This is a genomic window from Telmatospirillum sp. J64-1, assembly GCF_006980715.1.
GTDB lineage: Bacteria > Pseudomonadota > Alphaproteobacteria > Rhodospirillales > Magnetospirillaceae > Oleiliquidispirillum > Oleiliquidispirillum nitrogeniifigens.
Map to the genome: position 1 here is coordinate 61128 of NZ_SBHN01000022.1, position 25415 is coordinate 86542.

The window sequence follows — 25415 nt, forward strand, 5'->3', positions numbered from 1 at the left end:
CCGCTTTCGCGGCTCCTCAGGACGAGGCTAATTTCCTATCAAGAAGCATGGGGCGGCGCTCAGCTATTCTTCCCCCGCCAGGGGCGCCGTCCGCGCCCGCTCTGCTGGGTCATGAATTTCTGTCCGCCCGGCTTCCTGGCGGCAGGGGCAGCGGGTACCCCGGCGCCCCGTCCACTGCCGCTGGGCTGCCAGGCGGGGATGAGCTGATGCTCGCCCGGGCCGATCAGGTCGCCGCGCCCCATGCGCTTGAGGGCATCGCGCAGCATCGGCCAGTTCTCCGGATCGTGATAGCGCAGGAAGGCCTTGTGCAGGCGGCGCTGCCGCAAGCCCTTGGCCGAGGACACGATCTCGGTGCCCTGGCGGCGGATCGGCTTCAGGGGATTGCGTTCGCTGTGATACATCGCCGTTGCCATCGCCATGGGCGACGGCAGGAAAGTCTGCACCTGATCGGCCTTGAAGCCGTTGCGCTTCAGCCAGAGCGCCAGGTTCATCATGTCTTCGTCGCTGGTGCCGGGATGGGCGGCGATGAAGTATGGAATCAGGTACAGCTTCTTGCCCGCTTCCTTGGCGGCCTTGTCGAACATGGCCTTGAAGCTGTCATAGGTACCGATACCCGGCTTCATCATCTTCGAAAGCGGCCCGGCTTCCGTATGCTCGGGGGCAATCTTCAGATAGCCGCCGACATGATGGGTGACCAGTTCCTTGACATAAGCCGGACTGCGCACCGCCAGGTCGTAACGCAGGCCCGAAGCGATGGAGATCTTCTTCACGCCCGGCAGTTCGCGCGCCTTGCGGTAAAGGCGGATCAGCGGATCGTGGTCGGTGTTCAGGTTCTTGCAGATATCGGGATAGACGCAGGACAGGCGGCGGCAGACTTTTTCCGTCTCCTTGTCCTTGCAGGCCAGGCGGTACATGTTGGCGGTCGGACCGCCCAGATCGGAAATGGCGCCGGTGAAGCCCTTGGTCTTGTCGCGGATATGCTCGATCTCGCGCAGGATCGACTTCTCGGAACGGCTTTGGATGATGCGGCCCTCATGCTCGGTGATGGAGCAGAAGGAACAGCCGCCGAAGCAGCCGCGCATGATGTTGACCGAGAAACGGATCATCTCCCAGGCCGGGATACGGGAATCGCCATAGATGGGATGCGGCGCGCGGGCATAGGGCAGGTCGAAGACACCGTCCATCTCGGGCGTGGTCAGCGGGATGGGCGGCGGCGTCAGCCAGACCTCGCGGTCGCCATGACGCTGCACCAGGGCCCTGGCATTGCCGGGATTGCTTTCCAGATGCAGCACGCGCGAGGCATGGCCGTAGAGGATCTTGTCGTCCTTCACCTGCTCATAGCTGGGCAGGCGCACCACCACCTTGTCGCGCGGCACGTCGCGGGGCGCCGGGGTGGGCGTGGTGTCCACGTCGCTCCAATCCACCACGATGACATCCTCGGGCACCTCGTTGCGCATGAAGGCGATGCCGCGCACGTCGTTGATCTCGCGCGCCTTCTCGCCGGCGGCGATGCGATGCGCCACCTCGACCAGGGCCCGTTCGGCATTGCCGTAAAGCAGCAGGTCGGCCTTGCTGTCGGGCAAGACCGAGCGCCGCACCTTTTCCGACCAATGGTCGTATTGGGCGATGCGGCGCAGGGAAGCCTCGATCCCACCCAGGATGATCGGCACGTCCTTGTAGGCCTCGCGGCAGCGCTGGGAATAGACGATCACCGCCCGGTCGGGCCGCTTGCCCCCCTCGTCATTGGGGGTGTAGCTGTCATTGTGGCGCAGGCGGCGGTCGGCCGTGTAACGGTTGACCATGGAATCCATGTTGCCCGCCGTGACGCCGAAGAACAGCCGGGGCTTGCCCAACACCTTGAACGGCGCGGCATCGTTCCAGTCCGGCTGGGCGATGATGCCGACCCGGAAGCCCTGGGCTTCCAGCAATCGGCCGATGATCGCCATGCCGAAGCTGGGATGGTCCACATAGGCATCGCCGGTCACCAGGATGACGTCGCAAGCATCCCATCCCAGCCGGTCCATCTCGGCACGCGACATGGGCAGGAACGGCGCCGGACGCAGGTCCGGGCGGTATTTGGGGTAGGAAAAGAGATTCTTGGCGTCGAGCATGGCAATCCTGGCAAGGCGATAGGCGGCGGATCATAAAGGCATAATGACCGACTCCGCAGCACAGAAATGTCCTGGGGCGGCATCCTTCCTAAAAAGAGCGCGGCACCAGCCTTTTTCCGGCCTCCTGCGGGCCGAAAGAGGCAGCTATTGAAGCTGCTGCTGCAGGCTTGTATGCTCCTGCCCCTACACCACCATTACTGTAAAAGCGCTTCATGGACACTTCCCCCGGTAAAAAGTCGCTGCCGCAATTCCAATCGCAAAATCCCCTGCTCTGCATCGCTTCTTTTCCGCTTACCAGCTATTTCATCGTCACCAGCATCCTCTGCCTGGCCTCGTATTTCTTCTGGGACCGGGAAGTGGTGATGTTCATGCGGCACCACCAGCCGAAGGAAGTTCATACTTTCTTCTCTTATGTCACGGTCCTCGGGGAAGGCGGTCTGTGGTACGGCCTCGCCTTTCTCATGCTGATCGCGGGCTGGCTCGGCCTGCGCCATGGCCGTGCCGCCAAAGCGGCTTCCTTTGCCGCCCTGAAGCGGGCGGGGGCCTTCTTCGTCCTGTCCATGTGCAGTTCCGGTCTTGTGGTGGTATTGGCGAAAGGATTGATCGGCCGGATGCGGCCGCGCCTGCTGTGGCGCGAAGACCTGTACGGCCTGTATCCCTTCACCTTCGATTATAGCATCGTCAGCTTCCCCTCGGGCCATACCCAGACCATCTTCGCGGCGATGACCGTCTTTGCCGTCTTCTTTCCCCGTTTCCGCATTCCCTTCTTCGCCTTCGCTATCCTGGTCGGTGCCAGCCGCATCTTCACCAACGCCCATTTCGTCGGCGATGTCCTGATGGGTGCCTTTGTCGGCATCTGCTGCACGATCCTCTGGAAAAGATATTTCGAACAGCACGGGCAGCCGATCCGCCTGCCCCTGGAGTTTTTCCGCAGATGATGAAATCCCTGTTCCGGGAGCTGCGTGCCGCTCCCCCCTTGAACGCCTCCCGCGAGAATGCCCTGTCCGGCGGGATCTGGCTGTGGCTGCCGCTCGGTGCCTTGGCGATCACCCTGATCCTGCGCGCCTGGGACGAGGCCGTCTATGTCTGGTGGATTAATGACGAACTGGGGCCGGGCGAGAACCTGACCGCCGCCCTGTTCTTCATTTCCGCCCTGCTTGCCGGGGTGATGGCGCGGACCCTCTACCGCGCGCGCATGCCCATCATCGGCGGCGGCTTCATCCTGCTGGCCGTGGCGGCCTTTTTCGTCTGCGGCGAGGAAATGAGCTGGGGACAGCACCTGTTCCAGTGGAGCACGCCGGAATGGGTCGGCGAACTGAACAAGCAGAACGAGACAAATCTCCACAACATGGCCGAGCGGGCCCTGGACCAGAAGCCGCGCGCCGTGATGGCCATTCTCGCTCTGCTTTTCGGCGCGATCGTGCCCTTCCTGCTCAAGAAAGGGCGCCTGCAAAGCCTGCGGAAGCTGCCCATGATCTATTGGCTGGTGCCGTCCACCGCCCTGATCCCGGCGGCCCTTTGCGTCTTCGTGCCGCGCCTGTTCGACCGCGCCACGGTCCTGCTGGGCGCCTCCCTGCCCCATCCCTTCAACCTGTCCACCCGCCATCACCAGGAATTGCAGGAATTGATGATCTCGATCTTCCTGTTCCTTTACCTGCTCGACCTGGTGCGCCGTGTCGCGGCCCGGCGCAAGGCAAGCGAAAGCCTGACGGCGGCTTGATCCTCGTTCCTTTCCCGGGCGGTACAAAACCGTCCGGGAAAGAGGACTTTCCTGCCCCCTGAAAAACAAAAAACCCCTGTCTTTACAGACCAGGGGAACAGAAAACCGGATACTATGTCAGCTGGAAGCGGCTGTTACGCCGGAAGGGAAGATCCTGCCCGCCTCCCCCTGCCCCGCTCCTGATCGTGCAGGCGGGGCAGCGGAAGAGGCATGGCGGAAATCAGACCAGACCGCCCTTCTTCATATCTTCGAAGGTGATCGCCTCGCCACGTTCGGCGCGGGCGCTCAGAACAGACGCAGCCTGGAACAAGACCAGGTAGTGAGCGACCTGGGACAGGAGCTTGTAGGGCAGACGGAAGAAGCTGCGAAGAGGCGAAGGAGACTGGAAGGCAATGCTGCTCATGACGGAAATCCTCCAAACATCTGCAAACAAAGATATTCCTCCCTTCGCAAATGCGGAATCGCAGTTTATGCGCAGCAGCCATCACATTTCTGCAACACCCAACCGGTTAATCCGAGGGCTGGAAAGACGGAGTCTTAACCTTTTTCAGGGTGAGCTTGACAAAGCCGCGACGCCTCTCTGAAGAATGCCCCCCGTTCCTCCCCCTCCCTCCATGCGCAGGTGCCCAGATGCCGCCACAGCCCCGCAGCGAACAAGCCGAAGCCATCGCCCTGCATGCCCTGGCCTACATCCTGTCCGACGAGGACCTGCTGACTCGCTTCCTCGCCCTGACCGGCTGCGACGGCGATTCCCTGCGCCGCAATGCCTCGGATCCCGCCTTCCTGGGAGCGGTGCTGGATTTCGTGCTGGAGGACGACCGCCATGTCGTCGCCGTGGCACAGGCCGCCGAGATCAACCCGGAAATGGTTATCGTCGCGCGGTCCGCCCTTCCCGGTGCCGCCAATAGCTGGTGAAAGCATGGAACTAGACAAGCTGAAAGCACGCCTGCAGGCCCTGCGGGCCAAGACGGTGGCCAATGGCTGCACGGAAGAGGAAGCCCTGGCGGCGGCGGCCAAGGTCGCCGAATTGCTGGAGCGGCACGACCTGTCCCTCTCGGACCTGGAACTGGCCCAGGAGCAATGCCGCCGCGCCGTGGCGCCCACCAACCGCAAGCAGCGCCAGCCCATTTCCGCCTGTATCGGGGCCATCGCCCATTTCTGCGACTGCAAGGCGTGGATGGAAAAGGACGAAACCGGCAAGATCAGCCATGTCTTCTTCGGCCTACCGGGCAGCGTGGAGATGGCGCTTTATATCCACGACGTGGTGGCGGGGGCCATGAACGCGGAATGGCAGCGCTACAAGCGGTCCCAGCGCTTCATCCGCTATTCCGACGATGCCAGAACCTCCTTCCTGTTCGGCATGGCCGTTTCCATCGCCGACAAGCTGACGGAGATGAAGACACGGCGCAACGAAGCCAGCCGTGCCGGAAGCGGGCGCGACCTCGTCCTGGTCAAGAACGCCATCGTCGAGGCGGAACTGGCCAGAATGAACCTGACCTTCAGGAAAACCCGCGCCTCGGGCAGGAAGGTCTCCGTCGATGCCTACGAAGCCGGACAGGCCGCCGGGCAAGGCGTGACGATTCGCCCGGCCGTCGGGGACGAATAAAGCCCTATTCCCACCCGCATTGCCGCAAGGCCGCTTCCATGTGAACGGGCGGCGGCGCGATGGCAGTGACCGGCGGACGATCTTCCCAATAGGGAACGGCCACCTTGCGCGAGAGCAGATGCATCATCGGCCCGGCCCGGCCATAGACCGGGTCGCCCAGCAGCGGCATTCCCAGGGCGGCGCAATGAATGCGGATCTGATGGGTACGCCCGGTACGGGGATGGAGTTCCAGCCAGGACAGACCATCCCCCGTCCCGCGCAGAACATAATCCGTGACGGCGGCCTGACCGGCGGGATCGGTGACCATGCGCCAACCCTCCCGGCCGGTCACCTTGCGCAAGGACAGGTCGATACGTCCCTCTTCCTCGGGCGGGCGCCCTTCGACCACGGCCCAATAGGTCTTTTCCACGGCACCGGCGGCAAACAGCCGCCCCAGGCGGCGCACCGCCTTGTGATGGCGCGCGAGCACCAGGCATCCCGCCGTGTCGCGGTCGAGGCGATGGACCAAAGCGGGCGGCTGCCGAAGGCCGAAATCCAATGCGCCCAGCATGGCCTCGAGATGGACAGGCGTCCTGGGACCGGCATGGACGGCCAGACCGGCCGGCTTGTCCAGGATCAGCAGGTTGGAATCCTTGTGCAGGATGCGCGCGCGCAATTCGTCAGGGCTCATGGCCCCTTATAACAGGCTGCTCAGTCCTTCTCCAGCGGCCCGCCCAGGGTATCCTCCACCCACATCTTGCGCACCATCGCCACCGCCACCACGGCCAGCGGCGTGGCGAAGAGGACACCCAGGATGCCGAACAACAGGCCGAAGGCCACCACCGCCAGCAGCCCCACGCCGGGCGCCAGGGCCACGGCCCAGCGCTGGGCGACAGGCATGATCAGGTTGCTTTCCAGTTGCTGGACGGCGATGTAGAGGCCCAGCACCCACAGGCCGGTCGTCCCGCCCATACCGAAGCCCAGCAGCACGGCGGGCACGGCGGCGGCGATGGGGCCGATGATGGGCACGAATTCGAAAATTCCCGCCACCACGGCCAGGGCGAAGGCATAGGGAATATCCAGCAGCCACAATCCCAGCCCGGTCAAAAGCCCGACCGAGACCATGGCGATGGCCTGGCCCACCAGCCAGGACCGCAGGTCGCCGCCGGCCTCGGCTATGGCGTCCAGCACCCGCTGCCGTCCCGCCTTGGGGAAGAGATTGACGACGCCGCGGATGTAAAGGGAGGGATTGATCGCGAGATAGACGCTGAGGAAGAAGATCAGCGCCAGGGTGGTGGCGGCCCCCAGGGCGCCGGTGGCGATCTGCCGCAGATTGCCCAAGGCACCCGGCGCATCCTCGATCATGTCCTGCAAAGCATCGAGCAGGTTGCGCCCCATGCCGGTCGCTTCCAGCTGCTCGCGCAGATCCTCGATGGCTTCGGGCAAGGATTCGATGAGGGCCCGCGCCTCGCCGATCAACTGGTTGCCGAACAGCCAGCCCGAGGCCAGCACCCCCGCCACCAAAACGAGAACGACGAGCAATACCGCCCAACCTTCGGGCAAGGGGGTACGCCGGGAGATCGGCAAGGCCAGGGCGCGGAAGACGGCGGCCATGACCACCGCGCCGAAAGCCAGAATGAAGACCTCGCTTAATTGCCAGGCCAGGAACAAACCGGCGGCTGCCGCTGCCGCCAGCAGCACCGCCCGTGCGTCACCCCGTCTCTCTTGCACGGCTCCCCCTCCATCTCTTGCTTCTCCCGAAGCAAGAGATGGGAGAAAAAACACTTTTTTCCTCTATTCTGTGGGAAGCGGTGCAACTTCTAAGGCATATCCCACCCCACGGACGGTACGGATGGGATCACCGCCGACCTCCGTCAGGGCCTTGCGCAGGCGGCGGATATGCACGTCGATGGTGCGCAATTCCACATGGATGCCGGTGCCCCAGACCGAGGACAGCAGGTCCTGGCGGGTGAAGGCGCAGCCGGGGCTTTCCATGAAATGGCGCAGCAACCGGAACTCGGTGGGCCCGAGATGGATGTAGCGTCCGTCGCGCAGCACGCGGCGTCCGGTCAGGTCCATCTCGATATCACCGGCCATCAGGGTTTCCCTGCGGCGCCCGACGCGGGAGCGGCGCAGCAAGCCATGGACACGCGCCGCCAGTTCCCGCAAGGAAAAGGGCTTGGTCATGTAATCGTCGGCGCCCAGCGTGAAGGCGTGAACCTTGTCGCTTTCCTCGTCCCGGGCGGTCAGCATCAGGACCGGGACTTCCCGCAATTCATCGCGGCGGCGCAATTGACGGCAGACCTCGACGCCCGACAGCGCGGGCAGCATCCAGTCGAGGATGCAGAGATCGGGACGCCGTTCCGAAGCCAGCTTGAGGGCAGTTTCACCATCCCCAGCCTCCGCCACCTCGTAACCCTCGGCTTCCAGATTGTAACGCAGCATACCGGCCAAGGCCGCTTCGTCCTCGGCCAGCAGGATGAGGGGCTTCATGATATGTTACTCCTCCGCACCATCCAGGGCCGCGGGCACGGCACTGGAGGTCAGATCGCTTTTGGGACGCTCGCCTTCGAACTGACGGCCGGTCGCCAGATAATAGGCGTGCTCGGCGATATTGGTGGCGCGGTCGCCAACCCGCTCCAGGTTCTTGGCGATGAACAACAGATGCGTGCAGGCCGTCACGGACTGGCTGTCTTCGGCCATGTAGGTCAGGATGTCGCGGAAGATGGCGGTATAGGCCGCATCCAGCGCGGCATCGTTCTTCCACACTTCACCGGCCAAGCCGGGATCGCGGGTGACGAAGGCGCCGACCGCCTTGCGCAGATTGCCGACGGCCAATTCCATCAGATAGGGGATATCGCGCATCGGCCCGACCGGCCGCAGGCTGGCGATCGTCTCGATGCGCTTGGCGATGTTCTTGGCGTAATCCCCCGCCCGCTCCACCTCGCTGCAAGCCTTTATCGTGGAGACGGTCAGGCGCAGGTCATCGGCATGCGGCTGGCGCAGGGCCAGGATGCGGATGCAGGCGCCCTCGGCCTCGGCGACCAGAGCATCCAGGTTCTTATCCTGGGCGATGATGCGCTGGGCGTCGGTAACGTCGCCGGTTACAAGCGCAGAGACCGCATTCTCGATCTGACGGGCTGCCGCCTCGCCCAGCTTCGAGACGCCTTCCTCCAGCCCGCGCAGCTCGTTCTCGTAGGCCGTGACGACATGGGGAATGTATTCACCAGACATGGGTTGTTCCTCTGCTGCGCGCCTCAGCCGAATCGGCCGGTGACGTAATCCAGCGTGCGTTGGTTGTGGGGAGCGGTAAAGACGGCCTCGGTATGGCCGTATTCCACCAGCCGCCCGAGATACATGAAGGCAGTGTTGTGCGAGACGCGCGCCGCCTGCTGCATGGAGTGAGTGACGATGACGATGCTGTAATGGCCCTTCAGCGAGTCGATCAGTTCCTCGATCTTCGAGGTCGCGATCGGATCGAGGGCCGAGCAGGGCTCGTCCATCAGCAGCACTTCCGGTTCGGCGCAGATGGCGCGCGCGATGCACAGGCGCTGCTGCTGCCCGCCCGACAGGCCCAGGGCGTTCTCGTGCAGGCGGTCCTTGACCTCCTTCCACAAGGCCGCCCCTTGCAGCGCCCGTTCACAGGCCTCTTCCAGGTAGGTCCGGTCGGTGACGCCGTCGACGCGCAACGGATAGATCACATTCTCGAAAATGCTCTTGGGGAAGGGATTGGGCTTCTGGAAGACCATTCCCATGCGCTTGCGCAGGGCGATGACGTCGACGCCCGAGCGGTAGATATCCTCGCCGTCGATGGTCACCCGGCCCGCGATCTTCAGGCCGTCGATCAGGTCGTTCATGCGGTTGAGCGACCGCAGAAGCGTCGACTTGCCGCAGCCCGACGGGCCGATCAGGGCGGTCACCAGGCCCTTCTGGATCTTCAGATTGACATCGAAGATGGCCTGGGACTTGCCGTACCACAGATTGAAGTCGGCGATGTCGATGATGGTGCCCTCCGGAGCCTCCTGGAAATGGTAGGCCACCTTGTCCTGGGCAGGAGCATCGGGGTTGAGAGCGATTTCGGCCATGAGGGCAGGCTCCTAGAAATGGGCGTTGACGAACTTCTTCTTCAGGCGATTGCGGATGTAGATCGCCGAGGAGTTCATCATGACAATGAGGGCGAGCAGCAGCAGCGTGGTCACGAAGACCATGGGCTTGCCGGCTTCGGAATTGCGCGACTGGAAGCCCACGTCGAAGATGTGGAAGCCCAGATGCATGAAGCTGCGTTCAAGGTGGACGTAGGGGAAGAAGCCGTCGATCGGCAGTTCCGGCGCCAGCTTGACCACGCCCACCAGCATCAGGGGCGCCACCTCGCCGGCGCCGCGCGCCATGGCCAGGATCAGGCCGGTCATGATACCGGGCATGGCGTGGGGAAGGACCACATGCTTGATGGTCTGCCATTTCGACGCGCCGCAGGCCAGCGAGCCTTCGCGCATGGAACGGGGCACCGCCGCCAAGGCTTCTTCGGAAGCGACGATCACCACCGGCACGGTCAGCAGCGCCAGGGTCAGCGCCGACCACAGGATGCCGCCCGTGCCGAAGGTCGGACTGGGCAGGCGTTCGGGATAGAAGATGGCGTCGATGGAGCCGCCGACGGTATAGGCGAAGAAGCCGACGCCGAAGACGCCATAGACGATGGAGGGCACACCGGCCAGGTTGTTGACCGAGATGCGGACGATCGAGACCAGGCGGCCCTGCTTGGCGTATTCACGCAGGTAGAGGGCGGTAATGACGCCGAAGGGGGCGACGATCACCACCATCAGCAGGGTCATGACCACGGTGCCGAAGATGGCGGGCAGGATGCCGCCTTCGGTATTGGCCTCGCGCGGCTCGTCACCCAGGAACTCGCCCCAGCGGGAGAAATAGACGCCGGCCTTCTGGAGCAGGCCCATGTCGTTGGCGGGATAGAAGCGCACGATCTGCGAAAGCGGCACTTCCTTCTCGCGCCCGCCCACTTCGGCCAGGGTGATGGAGAACTTGGCGTCTTCAGCGCGGATGGCGGCGGCCTGTTCGGCCAGCCGGGCGTAATCCTGCTGCAGGACGGCCATGCGGGCCTCGGCCTGCAGGCGGGCCTCATGCAATTCCGGACTGTCGGCACCCTGCCGCAATTCGATGCGGCGCAGCCTCAGGCGGATCTGCTCCATCTCATGGTTGATCACACCGATATCGGAACGCTCGATCTTGCGGATCTGGCGCCAGCGCTCGCGCGCCCTCTCCTGCTCGGAGGTTATCCCGGCAAAGCCCAGAGCGGCGGGATCGGTTTCCTGGCCATTCACCGTCACCTTCTGGATGGTGCCGATGAAGGGGCCCCATTCCTGGCGCTCGAAGAAGAAGAAGTCCCTGGGCGTTTCGACCTTCTCCACCACGAAGTCCGGGACCCAGCGGAAATCCTCGTTATAGAGGTCGTAATTGCCGATGCGGTACATCACCCGGTGGGCATAACCGTCCTTGGCGGCGATCTGCGCACGGACATCCTCCGGCAAGGTCACCAGAACCTCGGCACCGACGCGATAGAGATCGTCGCGCCGCGGCTCGCCCGCGACCAAGGAGCCATCGGTCAGCGTCACCACCTTGATCGGCTTGGGCCAGAAGGTGGTCACGCCATTCCAGAAGATCAGGGTCAGGAAGCCCAGGATCAGCAGGATCCCCAAGGCCAGGGCGCCGCCCAATCCCCACAGGAAGGGCTCGCCCGACGCCGCCAGGTCGGTGCCGTAATGGCGCAGCTTGCGCGGCTTGGCCGTGACCTCCGGGACGGGAACCCCGGTGAGGCTCTTTTCCTCGACAGAGATGCTCATTCCTCTTCCCCCGGATCAGAGCTGAAAGGCGCGCTTGCGGAAGCGCTGGCGGATCACCTCCGCCACGGTGTTGATGCAGAAGGTCATGATGAACAGGGACAGGGCTGCCAGGAACAGCATGCGGTAGAGCGTGCCGTCCTTGACCGACTCGGGCAGTTCCACGGCGATATTGGCCGAGAGGGTGCGCAAGCCGTTGAAGATGTTCCAGTCCAGCACCGGCGTGTTGCCAGCCGCCATGACCACGATCATGGTCTCGCCCACGGCGCGGCCCATGCCGATCATCACGGCGGCGAAGACGCCCGACATGGCGGTCGGCAGGATCACCCAGACGGCCGTCTGCCAGGGGGTGGCACCCGAGGCCAGGCTGGCGGCGCGCAGCGAGGACGGCACCGCGTTCAGCGCATCCTCGGCCAGGGTGTAGATGTTGGGGATGACGGCGAAGCCCATGACGAAGCCGACCACCAGGGCGTTGCGCTGGACATAGCTGTCCACCACCCCGCCGCGCGGGTCATAGCCAACCATTGCCAGCAGACTGGCGAAGGCGTAGCTGACCAGCCCCGCCGCCGCCAGCATGGCCAGCCAGCGCAGGGCATCGACGACCCCGGCCTTGCTCTTGTCCATCTCGCGCAGGCGCTGGCGGAAAGCATGGCCGATGCTGCGGTTGAAGACGAAGGTCAGTGCGGCGAAAGACAGCGGCAGCAGCAGCAGGAACATGAAGGGCGTACCCGAGCCGATATTGCCCGTGGTCCAGGCTTTCAGGTCGCCGGCGAAGAAGGCGGATTCGAAGGCCGGTCCGGCCATATAGGCCAGCCAGCAGGAGAACAGCACCACCGCGCCCATGAACAGGAATTTCGGCACGCCCTGCAGGCGCAGCACCGTCGACTGGGGCAGGATCTGCCAGAGATAGGCGGCCGCGATCAGCGACAGCGGCAGCGCCACGAAAACCAGCATGATGGCGCCGATCCAGGTCTCGACCAGCGGGGCCAGGATCAGGGCGGCGATGAACCCCAGGACGACGGTCGGCAGGCTTTCCATCATCTCCATCACCGGCTTGACCGCACCGCGCAGGCGGGGATGGAGGAATTCTGAGGTATAGATGGCGCCCATCAGGGCGATCGGCACGGCGAAGAGCAGCGAATAGAAGGTCGCCTTCATGGTGCCGAAGATCAGCGGAATCAGCGAGAACTTGGGCTCGAAGGTATCGTTGCCCGAGGAGGACTGCCAGGTGTAGCCCGGCTCGGGATAGCCTTCGTACCAGACCTTGCCGAAGATGGTGCGCCAGGTGGTCTCGGGATGGGGAACGCGGATATTCCAGATATCGGCGCCGTCCCGGCCCAGCAGGATCATCGCGTCGTCGCGCGGGGACAGCATCAGCAGGTCCTCCGCCGAAGCCCCGTCGCGCTTGACCTGCAACAGCACCTGCTCGCTGGTGGCATGGCGGAACCAGACATTGCCGGCGGCATCGCTGGTCACCAGGCTCTTGCGCCGCATGCTGGAATCGAAACCGGTCACCGGCGCCTCGTGCGGCGTCAGTTCGCGGGTCAGCACCATCTTGTAGCCGTCCAGCGTCGCCGCCCCTTCGATCTGCAGGCGGAACCAGATATTGGCCGAACCGTCCGCGCCGCCGATGAACAACGCCTGCTCGCCATTGAGGAAGGCCATCACGGTGAGATCCACGCCCTGGGGCGTCAGGCGCACGGTTTCCGCCAGGGTGGGTTCGGCCACGTTACGGGTGTCGAAGCGATAGACCGTGCCGTTGCGCTCGGCGACATAGACCTGATCGGCCTGGGTGGTCATGGCCACGGCCGAGGCCTGGATGCCTTCCGGCAGGGCCGGCAGGGTGCTGGTGCGGATATTGGTGGTGGCCGCGCGCGTCATCAGATTGATGCGCGTCTCGGCACGGCTGAGACGGGCGATGCCGTCGGCATCCACCGTGACGAAGGACCGCGTGGGCCGCTCCACTGATCCGCCCATGCGGTAATCGATGGCGACGATGGCCGCGCCGCTCTCGGACACGACCTGCGGTTCGTCCAGGACAAGGTCCAGATAGACCTTGCGGAATTGATTGCCCGGAATGGAGGTATAGACCGCCTCGCCATCGGTGAGGTCGGTTTCGCTCAGGGGACGCAGGCCCTGCGGCAGCATCTGTTCGGTCAGGACTTCGGCGCGCAGGGCCACCTGCCCGAAGCGCACGGTCCCGTCATCGAAGCCGAAAGCCACGTCGTTGCGCTGCACGGTCGCCCCGACCGCCGTCGCCTTGTGTCCGTCGAAATCCAGTTGAGTAGCCACTAGCGGCGTGCCGGTCGCCAGATGGAAGCTCTCCACCCGGCCGTCAGCGGAAACGCGAACCGACATCGTGCGGTATTCGTCGGTATTGACGAAAACGGCGTCGTCCATGGCCGTCAGTTGGTAGGAACGATGCCCCTCCACCTTGCCCCCGCCGAACAGCGGGCCGACCACTTCGGCCAGAAAGAACATGATGCCGAGAACGGCAAAAATGACGAGCAGGCCGCCGACCGTGATGGTCCAGTCGGCCATCTTGTCGGCAATCAGGACGGAACGGCGGGTGCCGCGTTGGCGCAGCCGCTGATTGGTCATGGAGCGCTCCAGTACGGGAGACGAAAAGGCGGCGGGCCGCAAGCGCCCGCCGCCTCCCCGGAAAGGCTGCTTACTTCAGGCCGAAGATCTTCAGATCGTCATTGGCCAGTTCGTGGGACACGGGGAAGTAACCGTCCTTCACAACCGCTTCCTGGCCCTGCTTCGAGTAGACATACTTGATGAACTCGCCGCGCAGCGGGTCGAGGGCTTCGTTCGGGTTCTTGTTGACGTAGATGTAGAGGAAGCGGGCGATCGGGTAATCGCCGGAAACGGCGTTGACGTCGGTGGCGTCATAGCAGGGCTCGCCGGGGGCGGCGGCCAGCGGAACGCTGCGCACGTCGGCGGTCTTGTAGCCAACGCCCGAATAGCCGATGCCGTACTTGTCCGAGGCGATGCCCTGGATCACGGTCGAGGAACCGGGCTGTTCCTTCACGCTGTCCTTGTAGTCACCGTTGAACAGGGCGACTTCCTTGAAGTAGCCATAGGTGCCCGAAGCCGAGTTACGGCCATACATCGAGATCGGCTGGCTGGCCCATTCGCCGGTCATGCCCAGGTCGCCCCAGGTGGTGATGTCCTGGTCGAGGCCGCCCTGGCGGGTCTTCGAGAAGATGGCGTCGAGCTGCTGCAGGGTCAGGCACTCGATCGGGTTGTCCTTGTGGACGAAGACGGCCAGAGCGTCGATGGCGCTGCGGATCGGGGTCGGCTTATAGCCGTACTTCTTTTCGAAGTCGTCGATCTCGTTCGACTTCATCGGACGCGACATCGGGCCGAACTGGGCGGTACCGGCGATCAGGGCCGGCGGAGCGGTGCCCGAACCCTTGCCTTCGATTTCGATCTTCACGTTGGGATAAACGGCGCTATAGCCTTCGGCCCAGAGCGCCATCAGGTTGTTCAGCGAATCCGAACCAATCGACTTCAGGTTGCCCGACACACCGCTGACCGGCTGGTAGTCCGGCAGCGCCGGGTCGATGGAGGCGGCCTGAGCGACGGCGCCCAGAGACACGCTGGCAAGCAGAGCCGCGGCGAGAGTCTTCTTCAACATCTGGTCATATCTCCCAACATTCGCCCCTCTTTGGGCGGGATCGCTTCGGCGAGACCCGACGGCTCGCCACGCGGCTCTTATACTTATGGGGTATGACAGCTTGACGACGGTTCTGTGAAACTACTGTTACATAGCAACCCTAGGGCGCACATGGGCAATCCGGAAGCGACTTTTCGGAATCGTCGGCATGCGTGACAGATCGATGCTCAAATCCTGCTGTGGCACGTCATAATCCATATCCCTGACCAACAGGCGGATCATGCGCTTCATCAGGTCGATGGTGAACCATTCCCCGGGGCAGCGATGGCCTGAATAATGATCCCCGCCTCCTTGCGGAATGAGGGAAAAGGCGCTTCCGTTCCAGTCACGAAAACGGTCGGGCTGGAACAGGTCGGGCTCGGACCAGACGCGCGGATCGTGATGGGTCCCGTAGATATCCAGGATGACCCAACGGTCCTTGACGAAATGATACCCCCTCCAGTCGAAGGCTTCCCGCGCCCGTCCGGCGATGAACGGAAAGAAGGGATAGAAGCGGCGGACCTCCTGCACGAAATGTTCGAGGTCCTGTTCGTCCCCCTCGGCGAGCCGGGTCCGCCAGCCGGGATGGTCATGCAATGCCAAGGCGGCGAAGACGACGAAGCGCGCCACGGCCACCGTCGGCCGCAACAGGTTGAGCAACTCGACCGCCGCCGCGGCGACGTCCAGCAGCCGCCCCTGCCGGTCCCGATGCGCGGCGATGACGGCGGCCGGGCTGTCCTCGGTGACCCTGACCTTGCCCGCGCGTATTCCCTCGATCCGCCCCCGCGCCCAACGCTCCGTCCGGTTGCGCAACCGCATGCCTTTCCAGTTGCGCGGCCCGACGGCACCGGCCCCGTCGATCATGGCGCCGAATTCGCGGGCCTTTTCCCTGCTCTCGGGCAGGCTCATCGACAGCCCCGCCCAGCGGCAGACGGCGCGGCACAAGATGTCCTGCATCTCCTCGTGCAGGACGACCTCGCCCTTCCTTTCCCACTCCTTCAGGGACAGTCGTGCTTCCTCGCTCGCCAGCTCTCCCAGCCGCCGGATGGAATCCGGCGTCATCAGCGACATGAACATGCGCTTGCGCCAGCGATGATCCTCTCCGTCCAGCATCTGGACGCTGCCCAGATCCTGCAGCAGCATCAGGGTCGTCGGCGGCATGGCGCGCTGCCGGGTGAACCGGTCGCCGTCATAGAAGACCCGCGCGGCGTCCTCGCCGCTCATGCAAACGGCCTTTTGCAGCATCAGGCGGGTTTCGAACAGGTCACTTCGATAGCGGCGGCAGCGGTTCGGAATGAACCGATAGGCTTCGCTCAGCAAGGCCAAGGTACTGTCGAACGCCGTATCCCTGGGAATCTGTGACACCAGCCCTTCCCCATGAATGAGGTCACCCTACTGGCGTCAGAAGTGGGAGGAAAGGCGGCGGCGCTGCAACCGCTCTTCTCCTTTTGCCCTAAGGCAACCGGCGTCAGCGGCGGCTGTTCATCATCGCGATCATGCGCACCGCCTGCTCGATCTGCTCGGGGCTGAGATTGCGCAATTGCAGCCCCGACCAGCCGTCGGGCAGGTCGAACAGATCGGCCTGGACACTCCCCTTGCGCAGATTGGTCAGGCCGGTCTCGAAGGTCTTGACCCGCCCGTCCACGGTGACGCTGCCCGCCGCCTGAAGCAGGATGCCTTCCTCGCTCAGCCACAGATCGCCGGTGAAGCGGCCCTGGGGCCCCTCGCCGGTCGCCTCGTAGCGGGTCGCGGGCACGCCGTCCACTTCGTCGGGGCCGATGGCGCGGCGGGTGATGGTCATGGTCTCCAGCCCTCCGGCCAGTTGCGCCGCCGCCTCGTAGCCCAGGCCGAGATACCATCTCTGATTGGGCATCAGCAGATAGGCCTGGCCCTCGTCGCGGCGCACCAGCAGCACCTGACGGCTGCCGTCGCGCATCGTCACCTCGCGCCGCTCGCGGCCCGGTACGTGATGGACGACGCCCCTCTGGCGGTTACCGGCACCGTCGGAGAACCAGAAATCGGCGGTGTAGCTGATCTGCGGATCGAGAATCTCGATGGCCGGCTGGGTGACCTTGTCGACGGGCTGCGCCATGGCCAGACCGGCCCCGGCCAGACACAATCCGCCCGCCAGGAGCAACGCCTTGCCTGCCGTCTTCATCCGTCCCCACATCGCCATCACCTTGTCCCTTCGCCTGAACACACCTGAACAATGCCCGCCGATTATGGAGGAAAGGTGGCGGAAATCGCCCGACTGAGCTAGCTATATTCCCGCAGTGCCAATGCGGATACCAGGACAATGATTCTCACGCCCATTTCCACCAACGAACTGCCTCTTTTGATTGCCCGTTTCCAGGCGACCCTCGGCGGAATCGAGCCTGCCGCCTCGATCTTCGCCCGCATCGCGGGGACGGTCGGGCTGGAACAGGAAAGCAGCGAGGCGCAGCGTCATGCCGAGGCGGTGGAGCTGTGCCGCCGCTTCGGCCTGCCCATGGTGGACGAGGAACCGGCCCAGGCCTATAGCTGGGACGGCAAGGCCGTGCGCATCCGCACCGAGCCGAGCGTGCTGATCCATGAAGTGGCCCATTACCAGCTTGCCGCCCCCGGCCGCCGCTCGCTTCCCGATTTCGGCCTGGGCGCGGGGCCGGAAAGCGGCCTGATCGAGGAAGCCAATGCCTGCCAGCGCCTGGACGGCGTCGAACGCGACATCGAAGAGGCCCTGTCCTCGCTGCTGGGCATCCTGTGGGAGGCCGAGCTGGGGCATCCTGCCATCCTCGCCTATATGGAACAGAATTGGTTCGAGGGCGGCGACCGGCCCGAGAACCGCACGCATTTCCTGCGCATGGTGGCGCTGCTGCAGGCCCTGGGCCTGATTGACGAAGACGGACGTCCCTTGACGGCGCTCCGCGACATCGACGATCACGATTTCTTCAACAATATCGTTCCTAATACCAGAGTATAAGCAAGTCCTATGCCGGTGGCGCCGAAGCAACGCGATAGTCTAGATTACATTTTCGAGATGCTGGGCCGTGTCTCGCTGGGGCGGTTCAAGGGGAATGATGATCAAGACGGAAGCCTGCCCGGCGGATCAGCCGGACGCCCTCATGCGCAATGTGCTGGAAGAGGTTGCCGAAGAAGTCTTCCTGCTGGACGGCGCCAGCCTGTGCGTCACCTGGGCCAACCGCACCGCCATCCGGCGCAGCGGCTACGATCTGAAGGAATTATGCGGGCTTAATCTCGCCGACCTGCTGCCCCCGTCGCAGGAAATGGACCACCTGTTCCGCTCCCTGCGCCAGGGCGAGCGCGAGGAAATCCTCCATTACGGCAAGCGGCGTCGACGTGACGGCTCCCGCTATTCGGCGACGTTCCGCCTGCGATGTTTCGACAACGCGCTGGCCCTGTTCGTTTCCGACGATTCGGAAGCGGTGACGCTGGAACAGGCCCTGGGCCGCAGCGCCCGGCGGTTCGGGGATTTCGAACGGGAATTGCTGCGCGTCAACCGCGCCATGACCGCCCTGACCCGCGTGTCCGAAGCCCTGGTGCGGGCCAAGGACGAGGCTTCGCTGCTCGACGAGGTCTGCCGCCTCGCCCATGACATCGCCGGCTATCCCCTCGTCTGGGTCGGCTATGCCCGCCATACGCCGGGCCAGCCGGTCGAAGCCATGGCGGTCGCCGGCAGGGATGAAAGCTATATCCACGAAGCCGACATCACCTGGTCGGAGAACGATCCCAGGGGCCGGGGTCCGGCAGGCCGGGCGATCCGCAGCGGCCGCATGCAGATCGCCCGCAACATCGCCACCGAGACATCCTTCGCCCCCTGGCGCCAGGCCGCCCTGCGCCATGGCTTCCGCTCGACCATCGCCCTGCCGCTGATCGTCCAGGGTCTGCCGATCGGCGCCATGATCCTCTATGCCACCGATATCGATGCCTTCGACGACAAGGAAGTTCGGCTGCTGGGCGATCTGGCCCAGAATCTTTCCTACGGCATTCATACCTGCCGGGTCGAGGCCGAGCGGGCGCGCGCCGAGCGGCGTCTCAAGGAAAGCGAGGCCCGCTACCGCTCGCTGGTGGAATTGCTGCCCGACGCCGTGCTCGTCCACCGCCACGGCAATATCCTGTTCGCCAATGCCAAGGCCGAGCAATTGCTGCATCTGCCTCCCTGCGACCGCTTGGTCGGGCGGCATCTCGCCAGCTTCCTCCACCCGCGCCATCACCCCCAGATCCTGCCCCTGATCGAACGCGGCGCCTATGCCCAGGTACCGCGCGAGATGTCCTTCGTGCGTCATGGCGGCCAGGAATTCCCCGTCGAGGTGGTGGGAACGGAGATCCATTTCCATGGCGAGTGCGCCCGCCTGATCGTCGCCCGCGACATCACCGAACGCAGGCAGGTCCAGGCCCAGCTGGTGCAGACGGCCAAGCTGGCGACTTTGGGCGAGATGGCGGCGGGCATGGCCCATGAACTGAGCCAACCCATCAATGTCATTCGCATGGCGGCGGAAGCGACCTTGATGTTCATGGACCGGGGCAAGGCCAATCACGACTTCCAGCGCACGCAATTCTCGATGATCGAGGCCCAGGCCGGACGCATGGCCGAGATCATCGACCATATCCGCATCTTCAGCCGCAAGGACACCGCCCCCGTCGAGGTCTTCGACGCTATCCTCGTCCTGCAATCCGCCGTGCAGCTGATGGCCCATCAGGCCGAAAGCCACGACATCGCCGTCCAACTGGCCTTCCCCTCAGCCCCCTGGCCGGTCAGCGGGCGGCCGGTGCAGCTGGAACAGGTGATCCTCAACCTGCTGGCCAATGCGGTGGATGCCATCCGCCAGCGCCGCGAGGAACAACCCGGCCATCGCGGCTTCATCTCGCTGAAGGCCGCCGCCGGGGCCGACGGCATGTTGCGGGTCGAGGTCTGCGACAACGGCATCGGCATCCCGCCGGACGTGCTGGACCGCCTGTTCGAGCCCTTCTTCACCACCAAGCCGGTGGGCCATGGTACCGGGCTCGGCCTGTCCGTCAGCTTCGGCATCGCCACCTCCATGGGCGGGCGTCTGGAAGCCCTGCCCGGCCGTTCCGGATCGTGCTTCGTGCTCACCCTGCCGCGCGCCGCCGATTGCGGGCTGCTTGCCGCCGATTGCGCCACCCAGCCCCTTCCCTCCGCCGGGACCGAAGCCACCCATGTACTGCTGGTCGATGACGAACCCCTGGCCGTCGAAACCATGGCTCACTTCCTGGGCGAACTGGGCTACCGCATCTCGATCGCGCATAACGGGCGCGAGGCCTGGGAGGTCTACCGGAACGACCCCGCCGATGTGGTCGTGACCGATCTCAGAATGCCCGACATGGATGGTGAGATGTTAATCGATCATCTTCGCGATATCGACCCTTTACAGCCAATAGTTGTGGTCACCGGGCATATGGGAGCAACCGAGCAATTGGGCCGTCATGGCGAGGATGACCGGCTGACTCTATTGAAAAAACCGGTCAGCCTGGCGGCCCTGGCCCAAGAGGTGGAACGCCTGAGTCGCCCGCCTGCATAATACTTATTTTTGCTAAGGGAACTATCCCCGGGTTGCGTGCCCTTCGAGGCGCGGCTTATACTTTAGGAGAGGCTGATCGACCTTCCATAAGGCTAGGAGAAGAACGGGTGAGCGGCATGCAGATCCTGATTGCGGACGACCATAATCTTGTCCGCGAGGGCTTGAAGCCGTTCTTGCATGAATTAAGCGGCGATGCCGAAGTGCTGGAGGCCGCCACGCTGGACGAGGCCCTGGAAGTCGCCGCCGGCGCCACGGCCTTGCGCCTGGTCCTGCTGGACCTCAAGATGCCGGGCATGAAGGGCCTGGACGGCGTGGTCCGGCTGTGCCGGGAAGTGCCCGGCGTGCCGGTGGTCATCCTGACCGGCCATATCCACCGCGACGACGTCCTGGCCGCCATCCGCGCCGGCGCGGCCGGCTACATCCCCAAGACCATCAGCGGCGCGGGCATGATCAATGCCCTGCGCCTGGTCCTGTCGGGCGAGAAATTCCTGCCCTCCTCCGTCTTCTCCGACGACGAGATTTCCGACAGCCCTCCCATCCTGACCTCTGCCGCGGCCAATGGCCGCCGTGCCGAGGGCGAATCGCCCCTGTCCGCGCTCAGCAACCGCGAGGCGGAGATCCTGGGCTATCTGATCCAGGGCCATACCAACAAGGAAATCGCCCGGGTACTCGACCTGCAGGAGATCACCATCAAGATCCACCTGCGCAACGTCTACCGCAAGATCGGCGCCGCCAACCGCGCCCAGGCGGTACGGATCGCCCTGTCCTCGGGCTGGGAACTGCATCCCCTCCAGGCCTGATTTCCCGGCCGGACCCTCCGGTTGACCCACGTCATGGGCGACCAAAGTACTATTTCGTTCAGCCTTCCCGACTCTCATCATGGGGCATCGTCTGATGACAGATGACCCTGATTCCGCCTGAATCGAGACCGCGGGGAGGAACCAATGCAAAAAGCGCTGCTTATCGATCCCGGAAAATGTACCGGATGCCGCCAATGCGAAATGGCATGCTCCTTCGAGAAGGAAGGCGTCTTCAACCCGGCGAAATCCCGCATCCGGGTATTCGACTTCCACACGGAAGCGCGGTTCGTGCCCTATACCTGCACCCAATGCGAACAGGCATGGTGTAAGACCGCCTGCCCCGTTGGGGCCATCACGCTGGACGCCAGGACCGGCGCCAAGATCGTTCATGACAACCACTGCGTCGGCTGCAAGGTCTGTACCATCGCCTGTCCCTTCGGCACGGTGAACTACAATGTCGATACCGGCAAGGTCGTGAAATGCGACCTGTGCGGCGGCAATCCCGCCTGCGCCACGGCATGCCCCACCAACGCCATCACCTATATCGACGCCGAGCAAACCGGCTACGAGAGGATGAGGGCCTGGGCCGCCAAGACCGACAACGCCCCCGTGGTTGCCTGAGAGAGGGCCTGAGAGATGAGCTGGACTGGCAAAATTCTGCGCGTCAACCTGACCGAAGGCACCTGCAAGAGCGAGCCCCTCAACATGAAATGGGCGCGCGAATATCTCGGCCAGCGCGGGCTGGCCACGAAATACCTGGCCGAGGAAACCGATCCCAAGGTCGATCCGCTGTCGCCCGACAACAAGATGATCATGGCCACCGGCCCGCTGACCGGCACCATGGCCTCGACCGGCGGCCGCTATTCCATCATCACCAAGGGGCCGCTGACCAATGCCATCGCCTGTTCCAATTCCGGCGGCCATTTCGGCAACGAGATGAAGAATGCCGGCTGGGACATGATCATCTTTGAAGGCCGCGCGCCCAAGCCGGTCTATCTGCTGGTCGAGAACGAGACGGCGAAGCTGATGGATGCCTCGGAATTCTGGGGCAAGTCGGTGTGGGAAACCGACGAGGGCCTGAAGGCCAAGCACCAGGACCCGATGCTGCGTGTCGCCACGATCGGTGTCTCGGGCGAGCGCGGCGTGATGTATGCCTGCGTCGTCAATGATCTGCACCGCGCCGCCGGACGGTCCGGCGTGGGCACGGTGATGGGTTCGAAGAACCTGAAGGCGGTGGCCATCCGCGGCACGCGCGGCGTCAGGGTCAAGGACCCGCTGCGCTTCATGCAGGTCACCACCGAGCAGAAGCGGGTGCTGGCGGAGAATGCTGTCACCGGCCAGGGCCTGCCGGCCCATGGCACGCAGGTGCTGATGAACGTCATCAACGAGACCGGCGCCCTGCCGACGCGCAATTTCCGCGACGTGCAGTTCGAAGGCGCCCACGACATCTCGGCCGAAGCGATGGCGACGCCGCGCAAGACCGACGGCCAGACCAACCTCAAGACCAACCAGGGCTGCTTCGCCTGCACCATCGCCTGCGGCCGCGTCTCGCAATTGGACCAGACCCATTACACCGTCATCAACCGGCCGGAATACTGGGGCGCCTCGGGCGGCCTGGAATACGAGGCGGCCTGGGCGCTGGGCGCGGCGACCGGGGTCAGCGACCTGGAAGCCCTGACCTTCGCCAATTTCGTCTGCAACGAGCAATCCCTCGACCCGATCACCTTCGGCGCCACCCTGGCGGCGGCGATGGAGCTTTACGACCTGGGGCTGATCACCAAGGAACAGACCGGCGGCGTCGAGCTGACCTTCGGCTCCGCCGAGGCCCTGACCACCATGGTCGAGCTGACCGGCAGGGCCGAGGGCTTCGGCCGCGAACTGGGCCTGGGCAGCAAGCGCCTGTGCGAGAAATACGGCCGCCCCGATCTGTCCATGACCGTCAAGGGCCAGGAATTCCCGGCCTACGATCCGCGCGGCATCCAGGGCATGGGCCTGACCTACGCCACCTCGAATCGCGGCGCCTGCCATCTGCGCAGCTATACCGTCTCGTCGGAAATCCTGGGCATCCCGGTCAAGACCGATCCGCTGCAGACCGACGGCAAGGCGGCCCTGGTCAAGGCCTTCCAGGATGCCACGGCGGCGGTGGATTCCAGCGGCCTGTGCGTCTTCTCGACCTTCGCCTGGACGCTCGACAACATCGCCCCGCAGATCGACGCCGCCTGCGAGGGCGAATGGACGGCGGAATACCTGCTGGAGGTGGGCGAGCGCATCTGGAACCTGGAACGCCAGTACAACCTCGCCGCCGGCCTGACCGCCGCCGACGACACGCTGCCCAAGCGCCTGCTCAAGGACGCGGCCAAGACCGGCCCGGCCAAGGGCTTGGTCGCCGGGCTGGACAAGATGCTGCCGGAATATTACGAGCTGCGCGGCTGGACGCCCGACGGCGTGCCGACCACGCAGACCCTGCAGCGCCTGTCGATGGCCTGATCCCCTCCGGCCGCCCGGTTGCGACAGCCGGGCGGCCTTCCTCCTGTCCATGAACCCTATATCCGGAGGCGGACAATGCGCTACGTGATCGTCGGAGCCGGCCCGGCCGGCGTGGTCGCAGCGGAAACCATCCGCAAGCTCGACGCGGACGGCACCATCACCCTGATCGGCGACGAGCCCGAGCCCCCCTATTCGCGCATGGCAATCCCCTACTACCTGGTCGGCAAGATCGGCGAGGAAGGCACCCATCTGCGCCATGACCCGGATCATTTCCGCAACCTGCGCATCGACCATGTGCAGCGCCGCGTCACCCGCGTCGATCCCAATTCCAATACCGTCGTCCTCGATGACGGACGGCATCTGCAATACAACCAGCTTCTGATCGCCACGGGCGCCAGCCCCATCCGCCCGCCCATTCCCGGCCTGGACCTGCCCGGCGTCCATACCTGCTGGACGCTGGCGGACGCCCGCCGCATCGCCGAACTGGCGACGCCCGGCTCGCATGTCGTGCTGATGGGCGCGGGCTTCGTCGGTACCATCGTGCTGGAAGCCCTGGCCATGCGCGACGTGGAATTGACCGTGGTGGAGATGGGCGACCGCATGGTGCCCCGCATGATGGACGAGACCGCCGGCAACATGCTGCGCAACTGGTGCGAGGCCAAGGGCGTGCATGTCCGCACCGGCACCCGTATCACCAGCATCCACCCGGCGGGAAACAAGGAAGAAGAGGACAAGCCCGGCATCCTCTCGCGCCTGATCGATGCCGTGACTCCCGCCGGTACTGAAGATGGGGCCAAGCCCGAAGACGGGCTGAGGGTCGAATTGTCCAACGGCGAAACCCTGGCCGCCCATCTGGTCGTCGTCTCGGCGGGGGTGAAGCCCAATATCGGCTTCCTCGAAGGCTCGGGCCTCGCCGTCGACCAGGGCATCCTGGTGGACGACCATCTGCGCACCAACCATCCCGGCATCTATGCCGCCGGCGACGTCTGCCAGGGCCGGGACATCATGAGCCGCGAATTCCACGTCCATGCCATCCAGCCCACCGCAACCGAGCATGGCCGCGTCGCCGCCTATAACATGACCGGCCACGAGATGGCCTTCGTCGGCAGCCTGAACATGAACGTCCTCGACACGCTGGGCCTGATCTCCAGTTCCTTCGGCGTGTGGGAGGGCAAGGGCGGCCAATCCGTGCGGCTGGTGGACGAGGAACGCTGGCGCTATCTACGGCTGGAATTCGAGGAAGACCGCCTTGTCGGCGCCCAATCCGTGGGCATGACCGAGAATATCGGCGCCCTGCGCGGGCTGATCCAGACCGGCGTGCCGCTGGGCGAATGGAAGGACGTGCTGCTGGCCCAGCCCCAGCGCTTCATGGAGGCCTATGTGGGCAGGATCCAGGGATGACGGCCATGGCCCAGGCAACCCTGAAGCTCTATTCCGTGCTGGCCAAGTTCCTGCCGCCCGAGGCCCATCAGAACAAGATGGCGATTGAGGTGGACGAGACCACGACGGTCGGGTCTATTATCCGGACCATGAACCTGCCCGCCAAGTCGTGTCACCTGGTCCTGCTCAACGGCATCTTCGTCCATCCCGAGGCCCGCGCCGAAACGCCGGTCAAGGAAGGCGACAGCCTTGCCATCTGGCCCCCCGTGGCCGGCGGCTGAGACA

At 64.4% G+C, this 25415-nt stretch carries 23 protein-coding genes; 11 read left to right on the forward strand and 12 right to left on the reverse strand.

The annotated features are described in order from the left end of the window. Nucleotides 1-59: 59 nt before the first annotated feature. Nucleotides 60-2111, reverse strand: coding sequence for a YgiQ family radical SAM protein (locus EPD66_RS18735; RefSeq protein ID WP_142850039.1), 2052 nt, complete (start codon nucleotides 2109-2111; stop codon nucleotides 60-62). A 212-nt stretch (nucleotides 2112-2323) separates the two neighbouring features. On the opposite strand from EPD66_RS18735, the gene EPD66_RS18740 reads away from it, so the two are divergent. Further along, nucleotides 2324-3049: a phosphatase PAP2 family protein gene (locus EPD66_RS18740; protein WP_142850040.1), complete on the forward strand. Its 726-nt coding sequence runs from the start codon at nucleotides 2324-2326 to the stop codon at nucleotides 3047-3049. Next, nucleotides 3046-3831, forward strand: a complete 786-nt coding sequence (locus EPD66_RS18745) for a hypothetical protein (protein WP_142850041.1) — start codon at nucleotides 3046-3048, stop codon at nucleotides 3829-3831. Before EPD66_RS18740 ends, EPD66_RS18745 begins: the two co-directional genes overlap by 4 nt. A 220-nt stretch (nucleotides 3832-4051) precedes the next feature. Here EPD66_RS18745 and EPD66_RS18750 read toward each other — a convergent pair whose 3' ends face one another. After that, nucleotides 4052-4234, reverse strand: coding sequence for a hypothetical protein (locus EPD66_RS18750; RefSeq protein ID WP_142850042.1), 183 nt, complete (start codon nucleotides 4232-4234; stop codon nucleotides 4052-4054). A gap of 227 nt (nucleotides 4235-4461) precedes the next feature. Between EPD66_RS18750 and EPD66_RS18755 the strand changes: the two genes are divergently transcribed. After that, nucleotides 4462-4746, forward strand: a complete 285-nt coding sequence (locus EPD66_RS18755) for a DUF3572 domain-containing protein (protein ID WP_142850043.1) — start codon at nucleotides 4462-4464, stop codon at nucleotides 4744-4746. A gap of 4 nt (nucleotides 4747-4750) precedes the next feature. Continuing rightward, entirely contained in the window at nucleotides 4751-5437 is a 687-nt protein-coding gene (locus EPD66_RS18760; RefSeq protein ID WP_142850044.1) for a DUF2786 domain-containing protein, read from the forward strand. A gap of 4 nt (nucleotides 5438-5441) precedes the next feature. Here EPD66_RS18760 and EPD66_RS18765 read toward each other — a convergent pair whose 3' ends face one another. From EPD66_RS18765 to EPD66_RS18810, 10 genes are all read right to left on the reverse strand, one after another. After that, entirely contained in the window at nucleotides 5442-6107 is a 666-nt protein-coding gene (locus tag EPD66_RS18765) for an RluA family pseudouridine synthase (RefSeq protein ID WP_142850045.1), read from the reverse strand. Between the two features lie 20 nt (nucleotides 6108-6127). After that, complete coding sequence (locus tag EPD66_RS18770; RefSeq protein ID WP_185961503.1) at nucleotides 6128-7147, reverse strand: AI-2E family transporter; 1020 nt, start codon at nucleotides 7145-7147, stop codon at nucleotides 6128-6130. Between the two features lie 63 nt (nucleotides 7148-7210). Beyond that, nucleotides 7211-7909 carry a response regulator gene (locus tag EPD66_RS18775; RefSeq protein ID WP_142850047.1) on the reverse strand — a complete coding sequence of 233 codons (699 nt, stop codon included), beginning with the start codon at nucleotides 7907-7909 and terminating at the stop codon, nucleotides 7211-7213. Nucleotides 7910-7915: 6 nt separating this feature from the next. Further along, nucleotides 7916-8650 carry a phosphate signaling complex protein PhoU gene (phoU, locus tag EPD66_RS18780; RefSeq protein ID WP_142850048.1) on the reverse strand — a complete coding sequence of 245 codons (735 nt, stop codon included), beginning with the start codon at nucleotides 8648-8650 and terminating at the stop codon, nucleotides 7916-7918. A 23-nt stretch (nucleotides 8651-8673) separates the two neighbouring features. Next, nucleotides 8674-9501, reverse strand: a complete 828-nt coding sequence (pstB, locus tag EPD66_RS18785) for a phosphate ABC transporter ATP-binding protein PstB (protein ID WP_142850049.1) — start codon at nucleotides 9499-9501, stop codon at nucleotides 8674-8676. 12 nt (nucleotides 9502-9513) lie between these two features. After that, nucleotides 9514-11268, reverse strand: coding sequence for a phosphate ABC transporter permease PstA (gene pstA / locus EPD66_RS18790; protein ID WP_142850050.1), 1755 nt, complete (start codon nucleotides 11266-11268; stop codon nucleotides 9514-9516). A 15-nt stretch (nucleotides 11269-11283) separates the two neighbouring features. Beyond that, nucleotides 11284-13866, reverse strand: a complete 2583-nt coding sequence (locus tag EPD66_RS18795) for an ABC transporter permease subunit (RefSeq protein WP_185961504.1) — start codon at nucleotides 13864-13866, stop codon at nucleotides 11284-11286. Between the two features lie 70 nt (nucleotides 13867-13936). Beyond that, on the reverse strand, nucleotides 13937-14908 hold the full coding sequence (locus EPD66_RS18800; RefSeq protein ID WP_142850051.1) for a PstS family phosphate ABC transporter substrate-binding protein: 972 nt from the start codon (nucleotides 14906-14908) through the stop codon (nucleotides 13937-13939). 126 nt (nucleotides 14909-15034) lie between these two features. After that, nucleotides 15035-16291 (reverse strand): cytochrome P450, encoded by a 1257-nt coding sequence (locus EPD66_RS18805; RefSeq protein WP_142850052.1) that lies wholly within the window; start codon nucleotides 16289-16291, stop codon nucleotides 15035-15037. 103 nt (nucleotides 16292-16394) lie between these two features. Beyond that, on the reverse strand, nucleotides 16395-17102 hold the full coding sequence (locus EPD66_RS18810; protein ID WP_221931029.1) for a hypothetical protein: 708 nt from the start codon (nucleotides 17100-17102) through the stop codon (nucleotides 16395-16397). A 120-nt stretch (nucleotides 17103-17222) separates the two neighbouring features. On the opposite strand from EPD66_RS18810, the gene EPD66_RS18815 reads away from it, so the two are divergent. From EPD66_RS18815 to EPD66_RS18845, 7 genes are all read left to right on the forward strand, one after another. Next, on the forward strand, nucleotides 17223-17885 hold the full coding sequence (locus tag EPD66_RS18815; protein WP_142850054.1) for a hypothetical protein: 663 nt from the start codon (nucleotides 17223-17225) through the stop codon (nucleotides 17883-17885). 94 nt (nucleotides 17886-17979) lie between these two features. Further along, a complete protein-coding gene (locus EPD66_RS18820; RefSeq protein WP_142850055.1) occupies nucleotides 17980-20463 on the forward strand; it encodes a PAS domain S-box protein in 2484 nt (827 codons plus the stop codon). A gap of 116 nt (nucleotides 20464-20579) precedes the next feature. Next, a complete protein-coding gene (locus EPD66_RS18825) occupies nucleotides 20580-21263 on the forward strand; it encodes a response regulator transcription factor (RefSeq protein ID WP_142850093.1) in 684 nt (227 codons plus the stop codon). 144 nt (nucleotides 21264-21407) lie between these two features. Continuing rightward, the gene (locus EPD66_RS18830; protein WP_142850056.1) at nucleotides 21408-21884 is read left to right on the forward strand and encodes a 4Fe-4S dicluster domain-containing protein; all 477 of its coding nucleotides are present in this window, start codon (nucleotides 21408-21410) and stop codon (nucleotides 21882-21884) included. A gap of 15 nt (nucleotides 21885-21899) precedes the next feature. Further along, a complete protein-coding gene (locus tag EPD66_RS18835) occupies nucleotides 21900-23750 on the forward strand; it encodes an aldehyde ferredoxin oxidoreductase family protein (RefSeq protein WP_142850057.1) in 1851 nt (616 codons plus the stop codon). 75 nt (nucleotides 23751-23825) lie between these two features. After that, nucleotides 23826-25151: an NAD(P)/FAD-dependent oxidoreductase gene (locus EPD66_RS18840; protein ID WP_142850058.1), complete on the forward strand. Its 1326-nt coding sequence runs from the start codon at nucleotides 23826-23828 to the stop codon at nucleotides 25149-25151. Nucleotides 25152-25156: 5 nt separating this feature from the next. Further along, nucleotides 25157-25411 (forward strand): MoaD/ThiS family protein, encoded by a 255-nt coding sequence (locus tag EPD66_RS18845; RefSeq protein WP_142850059.1) that lies wholly within the window; start codon nucleotides 25157-25159, stop codon nucleotides 25409-25411. Nucleotides 25412-25415: the final 4 nt, after the last annotated feature.